Genomic DNA, 9020 nt, shown 5'->3' with positions numbered 1-9020 from the left:
CGCGCGCTCCGGCCCCGTTGCGGACCCGCGCGGCGCCGGGCGCCCGGGCCCCGTAGACTGCAGGCATGCCCAGAGTCCTCCTCGTCGTCGCCTGGATCGCAGTCACCATCTACGCGGTCGCCGACTGGTCGCGCACGCCCGAAGACGAGATGCCGGGCCGCATCCCCAAGCCGATGTGGCTCGTCATCATCGTTTTCACCACGATGCTGTTCGCCGTCGGAGCGATCGCGTGGCTGGTGCTGCGGTGGGTGAACCGCGCCGAGGCCCGGGGCCACCGGCCGCCGCCGGGCCCCAAGGGCCCCGTCGCCCCCGACGACGACCCCGAGTTCCTCTTCCGCCTCGAGCGCGACATCCAGCGCAAACGCCGTCAGGAGCAGCAGCGCCGCCGCGAGGAGGAGGGGCCCGCCGACTCCCACGACTGACCGCGAGCACGGGAGCGCTGCGGCGCAGCGGCGTGCAGCGGGCGCCCCGACGGCCCCGGAGCCGACCCGGAGCGGGAGAGCCTCAGAGCCAGCCGTGAGCGGGAAGCGGAACGGATCGGCGGGCCGCCCCGCCAGAAGGGCAAGCCCCGGTCAGCGCCGGTAGCTGAGGTCCTTCGCCTGGGCCACGAGGTCCGCAGCGGGCTCCTCGTAGCACACGCCCACCAGCGTCGCCCCCGAGAACACGAACGAGGTCAGCGACGCGAGCGCGAAGTTGCGCGACTTGGGAGGATGGGCGAGCACCTTGCCGCGCACGAACCGGGTGAGCGTCTCAATGGGGTTCTGGTGCGAGACGACCAGCGCCTCGTGCCCGCGCGCCGAGCGCAGGGCGGCCGACAGGGCCGCGCTCATACGGGACGCGATATCGGCGTAGGGCTCCCCCCACGACGGGCGCAACGGGTTCACGAAGTACTTGAAGTACGCCGGGCGCGCCAGGACGGCCGGGTTCGACCCCAGCGGAAGGCCCTCGAACACGTTCGCGGACTCGATGAGCCGCGGATCCGATTCGACCGGCAGGCCGTAGGCGGCCGCGGTCGGGGCCGCAGTCAGCTGGGCGCGCAGCAGGGGGGAGGCGACGACGTGGGTGATGTCCGCCCCGCGCCCGACCAGGGTCCGCGCGACACGCTCCGCCATCGCCTGCCCGCACCCGGTCAGTCCGAATCCGGGCAGGCGGCCGTACAGGACCCCGTCGGGGTTGTCCACCTCTCCGTGGCGCATGACGTGAACGATAGTCGTATCCATGCCGATAAGTGTGCCACACCACGCACTTGCGCCGCGAAGGAGGCAGGGAGTCAAAAGGGGCCCGGCGTTCGCCGGACCCCTGAGCGCTCACTTCTTGTTGCGGCGCTGGTGACGCGTCTTGCGCAGCAGCTTGCGGTGCTTCTTCTTCGCCATGCGCTTGCGGCGCTTCTTGATGACGGAGCCCATGGGGTTCCTCCCTCGCTGATCGGTGCGCGGCAGAGGTACTACCGCTGTGGAAGTCCCGTGCCCGGTGGGCACGCCGGTCTAATACTAGCCGCCTAACCGCCGATCGCGCGGTTCTGCTCGTCGCCGCGGTCCGCCAGCCCCGAATGGATCATCTGCGACACGGCGGCCTCCGGCACGCGGAAGCTCTTCCCGACGCGGATCGCGGGCATCTCGCCACTGTGGATCAGGCGGTACACAGTCATCTTCGAAACGCGCATGATATCCGCCACTTCGGTGACAGTCATGAAACGCGGCGCGGAAGGCTGAACCATCGACGACTCCCAGTGTCCATGAGGCGCCCAGAACCCGGTGTTCGTAGCTTGCGTGGCCTCCCGAATATACTACTGCCCAACCACATGGAAACCGCAAGTCCTTTCACACAATCACCTTCAGCATCACTATCACCGGAGGAGGAACAGTGACCCCGCGCCCGCGCGCAACGTCGCCCACGGATCCCCCGCACCCCCGGTTATTCCTGGAACCACGCCGAAAACCCGTGCTCCCGAATCCCGACGAGATCGCCACCCCGCCCTCCCCCGTCGTCAAGCCCGCGCCCGGAACGTCCCACACGCCACATCCGCAGATCCCCACGACGCCGTGGATGCGCGTGCGTGTGTGGCTGTCGCGCCAGGCGCGCTACGCGCCCTCGCGCCTGGCGCTGGGGACGTTCGCCTCGATCATCGCGATCATCACGGGCCTGCTCTCCCTCCCGTTCGCCTCGGCCTCCGACAAGGAGGCCCCCTTCGTGGACACCCTCTTCACCGCGGTGTCCGCCGTCTGCGTCACCGGGCTGACGACTGTTGACACAGCTACCTACTGGTCAGTCTTCGGCCAGGCCGTGATCGCCCTCGGCATCGTGGTGGGCGGTCTGGGGGTGATGACCCTCGCCTCGATCCTGGGCTTCGCGGTGTCCCGCCACCTCGGCCTCACCCAGCGGATGCTGGCCACCCAGGAGACGAAGACCGAGTCGATGGGGCAGATCTCCACCCTCCTCAAAGCTGTGATTTTCACCTCACTCACGATGCAGCTACTGCTCGCCGCGGTGTTCCTCCCCCGTTTCCTCACGATGGGCGCCGCGCCCGGGACGGCGACGTGGGAGGCGGTGTTCATGGCGATCTCCGTGTTCAACAACGCCGGTTTCGTCATCCTGCCCAACGGCCTGGCCCCGCACGTGTCGGACTGGTGGATGCTCGTCCCGATCATCCTGGGGACCTTCGTCGGGGCGATCGGCTTCCCCGTGATCATGGACATCGCGAAGCGGTGGCGCACCCCCCGCAAGTGGACGCTGCACACGAAGCTCACACTCTCGACCTACCTGATCCTCGCGTTCGCGGGAACACTGCTCATGGCGCTCATCGAGTGGCACAACCCCGTGACCCTGGGCGGCATCGACTCCTCGTCGAAGATCCTCAACTCCCTCCTGGCGGGCTTCAACGCCCGCTCGTCGGGGCTGAGCGCCGTCGACGTGGGGTCCCTGCACTCGCAGTCCCACTTCGTCCAGGACATCCTCATGATGATCGGCGGGGGCTCCGCCTCGACCGCCGGCGGTGTGAAGGTGACGACCTTCGCGATCCTGGTGCTGGCGGTCGTCGCCGAGGCGCGGGGCGACCGGGACATCGAGACCTACGGGAGGCGCATCCCCTCCTCGGCCGTGCGCCTGGCGGTCGCCGTGTCCCTGATGGGCCTGGCGATGGTCGCGGCGTCCGTGGTGCTCCTGCTCTCCCTCACTCCTTATTCGCTGGACACGATCCTCTTCGAGACGGTGTCCGCTTTCGCGACGGTGGGGCTGTCCACCGGCGTCACCCCCGACCTGCCGACCGCCGCGAAGTACGTGCTCATCGTGCTGATGTTCGCCGGCCGGACCGGGTCGATGACCGTGGCCGCCGCCCTGGCCCTGCGCGAGAGATCCCGGGTGATACGCATGCCCAAGGAGCAGCCCATCATCGGGTAGCCCCGGCGGCGGCCCCCGCGGGGATGCGGGAAGTGCGACAATACCCCCATGGCTAGTGAAGAACGCGACGCGAACAACCTGGCGTCGGGGACCCTCGTCATCGGGCTGGGGCGCTTCGGAGCGGCGGTCGCCGTCACCCAGGACAAGCTGGGCTACGAGATCCTGGCGGTGGAGAAGAACCCCACGACGGTCCAGGCGTTCGCCGGGCGCTTCCCCCTGGTCGAGGCCGACGCGACGTCGAAGGAGGCCCTGGAGCAGCTGGGCGCCCGGGAGTTCCGCAGCGCCGTCGTGGGAGTCGGCTCCTCGTTGGAGGCCGCTGTGCTCATCACCGCGAACCTGGTGGACCTGGGGATCTCCTCGATCTGGGTGAAGGCCACCTCCTCCCAGCACGGGAGGATCCTGCGCCGGGTGGGCGCGCACCACGTCGTCTACCCGGACCTGGACGCGGGCAAGCGCACCGCCCACCTGGTGGGCGGGCGCATGGTCGACTACATCGAGTTGGAGACCGACGGATTCGCCATCATGAAGCTCCGGCCGCCCACGGAGATCCACGGGTTCACCCTGGAGGAGCTGGACCTGAGGGGCCGCTACGGCGTGAACGTGCTGGCAGTGCGCCGCCCCAAGCAGCGCTTCGAGTACGCGGACTCCCTGACCCGCGTCAACCCCGAGGACGAGATCATCGTGTCGGGGGACGCGCACCTGCTCGAGTACTTCGCGAACCGCCCCTGAGCGGTCCCCGGACAGCGCGGGCCGCCGGGCGGGGCGGCAGATGCGCACGGGGGCGCTTACGGTTGTGGCATGCCGAAAGACAGGGTTTCCTACAGATGCTCGGAGTGCGGCTGGTCCTCCCCGAAGTGGGTGGGGCAGTGCCGCGAGTGCCTCGCCTGGGGCACGGTCGAGGAGGCGGGGGCGCCCTCCCCCATGGCCCGCGCGGTCGCCCCGCGCAGGCGCGCCGTGCCCATCGGCGAGGTGGACGGGGAGCGCGCCTCGAAGCGGCCCACCGGGGTGGGCGAGTTGGACCGCGTGCTGGGCGGCGGGATCGTCCCCGGCGCGGTGATCCTGCTCGCAGGGGAGCCCGGGGTCGGCAAATCGACGCTGCTGCTCGACATCGCCGCGAAGGCCGCCCGCAGCCTGGAGGGGGGCGGGGGCGTCCTCTACGCGACGGGCGAGGAGTCCGCCTCGCAGGTGAAGGGCCGCGCCGAGAGGATCGGGGCGATCGACCGGCGCCTGCTCATCGCCGACGAGTCGGACCTGGGGGCCCTGCTGGGGCACATCGAGGCGGTGGACCCCGCCCTGCTGGTCGTGGACTCCATCCAGACCGTCTCCAGCTCCCAGGTGGAGGGCGGGGCGGGCGGCGTCGCGCAGGTGCGGGCGGTCGCCGCGTCGTTGATCCGCGTCGCGAAGGACCGCAACCTGCCGGTCCTGCTGGTCGGGCACGTGACCAAGGACGGGGGCATCGCGGGGCCCAGGGTCCTCGAGCACCTGGTCGACGTCGTCTGCCAGTTCGAGGGGGACAGGCACTCGCGGCTGCGGCTGCTGCGCGCGGTGAAGAACCGCTACGGCCCGACAGACGAGGTCGGGTGCTTCGAGCTCACGGATTCGGGGGTGCGGGGGCTGGCCGACCCATCGGGGCTGTTCCTGTCGCGCACGGGCACGGACGTGCCCGGCACGTGCGCCACAGTGTCCCTGGAGGGGCGGCGCCCGATGCCCACGGAGGTCCAGGCCCTCGTGGCGCCCACCGGCGCCGGCTCCCCAAGGCGCACGACCTCGGGCGTCGACCACGCGCGCGTCGCCATGCTGCTGGCGGTCCTGCACGCGCGCCTGGGGGCGGACTGCTCGGGGGCCGACGTGTACGTGTCGACGGTGGGGGGAGCGAGGACCACGGAGCCCGCGATCGATCTGGCGATGGCCGTGGCGATCGTGTCCAGCCTCAAGGGGGTGCCCCCGCGCGCCCAGATGGTGGCGGTGGGCGAGATCGGCCTCACCGGCGAGGTGAGGGCGTGCACCGGGCTGCCCAGGCGCCTGCAGGAGGCCGCGCGGCTGGGGTTCACCTCCGCCCTGGTGCCCGCGCAGGGCGCGGAGGAGCTCCGCGCCCCTTCCGGGATAACGGTTTACACGATTTCCAACCTGGCGGCGGCGATCCGCGTGGCTTTCGAGCAGACTCGGCAATAATGGGGGGATCAACCACCTTTGGGAAGGGCTGGCCACAATGACCTCAGACGCCGCGATCCTGCGCGAGGCGCTCCACGCGGTCGCGCCCGGGACGCCACTGCGCGAAGGGCTGGAGCGCATCCAGCGCTCGCACACAGGGGCGCTCATCGTGCTCGGCTACACGCCGGAGGTCGAGGCGCTGTGCTCGGGCGGATTCGACCTGGACGTGCCGTTCACGGCCTCGCGCCTGCGCGAACTGTCCAAGATGGACGGCGCGGTCGTGATCGACACGACGAACTGGAGCATACGCAAAGCGAATGTGCAGTTGATGCCCGACCCCTCGATCCCCACCGACGAGTCCGGGATGCGCCACCGCACCGCCCAGCGCATGGCCCGCCAGATCCACCTGCCCGTCCTGTCGCTGTCGGCGTCCATGCGGATCATCTCCATCTACGTGGGCGGCGAGCACCGCCTCGTCGAGGAGCCCGAGGCCCTGCTGTCGAGGGCGAACCTGGCGGTCGACACGCTGGACCGCTACAGCCAGCGCCTCGACGAGGTGCTCCAGACCCTGACGATCCTGGAGATGCGCGATGCGGCGACGGTCCGCGATGTCGCGACCGTGATGCAGCGGATGGAGATGATCCGCCGCATCACCTCCGAGATCAACCAGTACTTGGAGGAACTGGGCTCGGACGGGCGCCTGCTGGCCCTGCAGGTGGAGGACCTGGTCCGCGGTTCGGCCTCCGAGCGCGCCCTCGTGATGCGCGACTACGCGCACGACCAGGGCGATGTGGCCCGCGTCGAGGCGGAGCTGACCACTCTGGGCTCCGACCGCATCGTCGACCTGTCCGCCATCGCCAATGTGCTGGGCCTGGGGGTCTACGAGATCGCGGACCTCGACCGGGAGGTGCAGCCCCGCGGCATCCGCGCGCTGTCCCTGGTGCCCCACTTGTCGTGGAACATCATCAAGGAGATCTCCTCGCGGTGGAGCACCCTTTCGCAGCTGCGCTCCGCGTCCGTGGAGGAGCTGCAGAAGGTCGAGGGGGTCGGCCCGTACAGGGCGAAGATCATCCACGAGAACCTGTTGCACCAGTCCCACATGGCCCGGGCGGGGCTGGTCGGCTGGTAGGGCGCCGCGCAGCCGGGCCCCTGCGCCGGGCAGGGGCCGCTCCCCGCTGCGCGCGCATGTGGGTCGCCGCGCACCCCGCGGACCTGGGCGGCCGACCGCTCCCCCGCTATCGGGATTGGGCCCCCGACTGGCCGCCCGACTGCGGCTGGGGAGGGGGAGAGGGCTTGGGCGTGGGCGCGGCCCCCACGTCGAAGACCACGTGGTTCCCCGTGTCCTTCCCGTCCAGGAGCACGCGCAGCTGGTAGGTGCCCGGATCGGCGGCGCGTTCGCCCCCGGGGGCGCCGCGCACCCGTTCGCGTGGACGAGGCCGTCCCAGCCCAGCGTCCCGTTCCACGTGCGGTCGGGGCTCAGCAGCAGCACCTGCTCCGACTCGGCCCCCTGGTCGCACGCAGCGGAGTCGTACACCGTGAGGTTGCCGGTGGTGATCGTCACGGCCAGGGAGGAAAGGCCCACGCGGCAGGCCACGCTCCCGCGGTTGCGCAGGGACACGTCGATGGGCACCGCCTGGCCGGACGTGGCGCCGGAGGCGGTGGCGCGCACCTCGAGGTTGGGCTCCAGGCACACGGGGATATCGACGGTGGCGTCCCCCGTGACGATCCCGTCGGCCGTCGCCCGCTGGTCGGCGCCCAGCGGGTACCCCGAGGCGTCGGTGCCGGACTGCGCGGCCGACTGCGGCTGGGGATCGGGCGGGGAACCGGTCAGCAGCGCCCGCACGGCGGAGACCGCGCCCCACACGAGCAGTGCGACGACGACGAGCAGCCCCGTCCCCGTGATGATGCGCCGGGGCCACAGGTTGACGCCGCGGGGGCCCCTGCCCGCGCTCGGGGCGCTCCCGCCCGCCCTCCTGGCCCCCTGCGACGGCGTGCGCCGTCTGGGGCCGTTCTGTCTACCTGGCACGCTCCGACGCTACACGCTCGAAGGCGCTGGGGGAAACGGGCGCGCCAACGCCCCGGCGAGTGCGGCCCCGCCTACGGGGAGCGCGAGCCAGTCGGCGCCGCCTCTGCGAAGCCCGGGTGCGCGCGCCTACGCGGGGCAGCGCCCGTCGCCCGCCGCGTCCTCGTCGTCGGGTTTGATGACGCACCAGCGCTCCACGACGACGGCGCTCACGGTCCACACCAGCCCAGCCAGCGCGCTGAGCCCCGCGGCGATGGCGTTCTGCGCCATGACGGCCGCCTCGGCGTGGGCGAGGCTGGAGCCCGTCAGGCCGATCAGGATCCCCGTGAGCCCGGCGCCGACCATCGACGAGGCGCGGGCCGCGACGGCGACGCGCAACGCGCCCAGCGCCCCGATCCACGTGTCCTTGTTGGCGCGGTAGCGCCTGACGTGCACGCCCGCCCACAGCAGGAACGCGGTGATCACGAGGAAGAGCACCGCGGGCGCGGGTGTGATGAGGAGGGGGGTGGCGCCCACCCTCGTGCCGATTTCGGTTGCGGCGAAGGCCAGGCCCCCGCAGATCGCGCCGGTAGCCGCGACGAGCAGCACCGACACGGGTCTCACGGACGCCTGCCCGGTTTGACTATGGGGATGGCCCCAGTCATCGTCGGGCGCACGACGACGCGCCTGAGGATGCCCGTATGGGTGGCCTCATCGGCGGGGATGGGCCCCATGGGCGTGCCCTTGGGCAGATTGGGCTCCAGGATCGCGCGGCGCTGGTCGGCCTCGCCCGCCATCTGCCCGCGCTCGGGGCCCGGCCCCTGGGAACGGTCGTCGACCACGCGCACCTGCTCCGAACCGGCCAGCGAGAACTGCCAGTCGGGCAGGGACATGCCCCCCTCGCGCCCGACCTCACGGGGCACGGGGGCGAGCTGGGTGGAGGTCTCCTGGCCCGGGTGGTTCTCCTCCGCGCTGACATCGCCGAAGAGCGAGCTCCATGACGGCTTGCCCTGCTGCGCGGCAGCGGCTTGGGCCTTGGGCGGGCGCGCCTTCGTGCGCACCGGCGTGCGCCCGGAGGGGCTGTTCGCGGGAACGGAGGACACGGGGTGCCAAGCGGGGCGGGCGGGAGCGCCCTTCCCGCCGTCGGGCCGGGTGATGGGCGTGCCCGTGAAACCGCGCTGCGGCTTGCTGCGGCGCGGCTTCGCCCCGCCTTTCCGCGGGTTCTGCTGCCCGCCCTGCTGGGGGGGTTGCCCCTGCTGGGGACGGCGGTCGCCTTCCCCGGAGGCGGCCTCCGCCCCGGGGGCCGGAGGCTCCCCGACGCCCTTGGAGGCGAGGCTCGGCCGCGTGATGGAGCCGGGGAGCCTGGGAGGGATGGACGGCGGGGCGGGCGGGGCGGCCGGCGCCTCGTCCTCGGGCGCGGGGGGCTCGGGCACCGCGGGTACGGGGGCGGGCGCAGTCGCGGCCCCCGCAG

10 protein-coding genes and 1 pseudogene are annotated in these 9020 nt (G+C 71.7%); 5 read left to right on the top strand and 6 right to left on the bottom strand.

What is annotated here, in order from left to right; all coding sequences use genetic code 11:
• The first annotated feature begins 65 nt into the window (after positions 1-65).
• On the top strand, positions 66-422 hold the full coding sequence (locus BH719_RS08350; protein WP_009744399.1) for a phospholipase: 357 nt from the start codon (positions 66-68) through the stop codon (positions 420-422).
• A gap of 150 nt (positions 423-572) precedes the next feature.
• On the opposite strand, the gene BH719_RS08345 is transcribed toward BH719_RS08350, so the two are convergent.
• From BH719_RS08345 to BH719_RS08340, 3 genes are all read right to left on the bottom strand, one after another.
• Complete coding sequence (locus tag BH719_RS08345; RefSeq protein ID WP_009744398.1) at positions 573-1220, bottom strand: histidine phosphatase family protein; 648 nt, start codon at positions 1218-1220, stop codon at positions 573-575.
• An 87-nt stretch (positions 1221-1307) separates the two neighbouring features.
• Positions 1308-1406, bottom strand: coding sequence for a 30S ribosomal protein bS22 (locus BH719_RS09200; RefSeq protein WP_003792170.1), 99 nt, complete (start codon positions 1404-1406; stop codon positions 1308-1310).
• A gap of 92 nt (positions 1407-1498) precedes the next feature.
• A complete protein-coding gene (locus tag BH719_RS08340; protein WP_009744397.1) occupies positions 1499-1717 on the bottom strand; it encodes a helix-turn-helix domain-containing protein in 219 nt (72 codons plus the stop codon).
• 224 nt (positions 1718-1941) lie between these two features.
• Here BH719_RS08340 and BH719_RS08335 point away from each other — a divergent pair, with 224 nt between their 5' ends.
• From BH719_RS08335 to disA, 4 genes are all read left to right on the top strand, one after another.
• The gene (locus BH719_RS08335; protein WP_034255401.1) at positions 1942-3396 is read left to right on the top strand and encodes a TrkH family potassium uptake protein; all 1455 of its coding nucleotides are present in this window, start codon (positions 1942-1944) and stop codon (positions 3394-3396) included.
• Between the two features lie 48 nt (positions 3397-3444).
• Positions 3445-4125, top strand: a complete 681-nt coding sequence (locus tag BH719_RS08330) for a potassium channel family protein (protein WP_009744395.1) — start codon at positions 3445-3447, stop codon at positions 4123-4125.
• Between the two features lie 69 nt (positions 4126-4194).
• Positions 4195-5568, top strand: coding sequence for a DNA repair protein RadA (radA, locus tag BH719_RS08325; protein WP_009744394.1), 1374 nt, complete (start codon positions 4195-4197; stop codon positions 5566-5568).
• 37 nt (positions 5569-5605) lie between these two features.
• A complete protein-coding gene (gene disA, locus BH719_RS08320) occupies positions 5606-6676 on the top strand; it encodes a DNA integrity scanning diadenylate cyclase DisA (protein ID WP_009744393.1) in 1071 nt (356 codons plus the stop codon).
• Between the two features lie 106 nt (positions 6677-6782).
• Here the strand turns inward: disA and BH719_RS08315 are convergent, their stop codons facing one another.
• The 3 genes and pseudogenes from BH719_RS08315 to BH719_RS09750 all read right to left on the bottom strand — a co-directional run.
• Positions 6783-6965 carry a hypothetical protein gene (locus BH719_RS08315; protein ID WP_050790643.1) on the bottom strand — a complete coding sequence of 61 codons (183 nt, stop codon included), beginning with the start codon at positions 6963-6965 and terminating at the stop codon, positions 6783-6785.
• 734 nt (positions 6966-7699) lie between these two features.
• Positions 7700-8173 (bottom strand): DUF3180 domain-containing protein, encoded by a 474-nt coding sequence (locus BH719_RS08310; protein WP_034218806.1) that lies wholly within the window; start codon positions 8171-8173, stop codon positions 7700-7702.
• A pseudogene (locus BH719_RS09750) lies at positions 8170-9020 on the bottom strand (hypothetical protein); the annotation flags it as partial. The gene BH719_RS08310 and the pseudogene BH719_RS09750, both read right to left, overlap by 4 nt.

The organism is Pauljensenia hongkongensis (assembly GCF_001746855.1).
Classification (GTDB): domain Bacteria; phylum Actinomycetota; class Actinomycetes; order Actinomycetales; family Actinomycetaceae; genus Pauljensenia; species Pauljensenia hongkongensis.
The sequence above is the reverse complement of the archived record's forward strand: the minus strand, read 5'-3'. Positions and strand labels throughout refer to the sequence as shown.

Bases quoted from the DNA above. Each gene is read 5' to 3' on its own strand.
- BH719_RS08350 (WP_009744399.1), top strand. From the start codon at position 66: ATGCCCAGAGTCCTCCTCGTCGTCGCCTGGATCGCAGTCACCATCTAC.
- BH719_RS08345 (WP_009744398.1), bottom strand. From the start codon at position 1,220: ATGGATACGACTATCGTTCACGTCATGCGCCACGGAGAGGTGGACAAC.
- BH719_RS09200 (WP_003792170.1), bottom strand. From the start codon at position 1,406: ATGGGCTCCGTCATCAAGAAGCGCCGCAAGCGCATGGCGAAGAAGAAG.
- BH719_RS08340 (WP_009744397.1), bottom strand. From the start codon at position 1,717: ATGGTTCAGCCTTCCGCGCCGCGTTTCATGACTGTCACCGAAGTGGCG.
- BH719_RS08330 (WP_009744395.1), top strand. From the start codon at position 3,445: ATGGCTAGTGAAGAACGCGACGCGAACAACCTGGCGTCGGGGACCCTC.
- radA (WP_009744394.1), top strand. From the start codon at position 4,195: ATGCCGAAAGACAGGGTTTCCTACAGATGCTCGGAGTGCGGCTGGTCC.
- disA (WP_009744393.1), top strand. From the start codon at position 5,606: ATGACCTCAGACGCCGCGATCCTGCGCGAGGCGCTCCACGCGGTCGCG.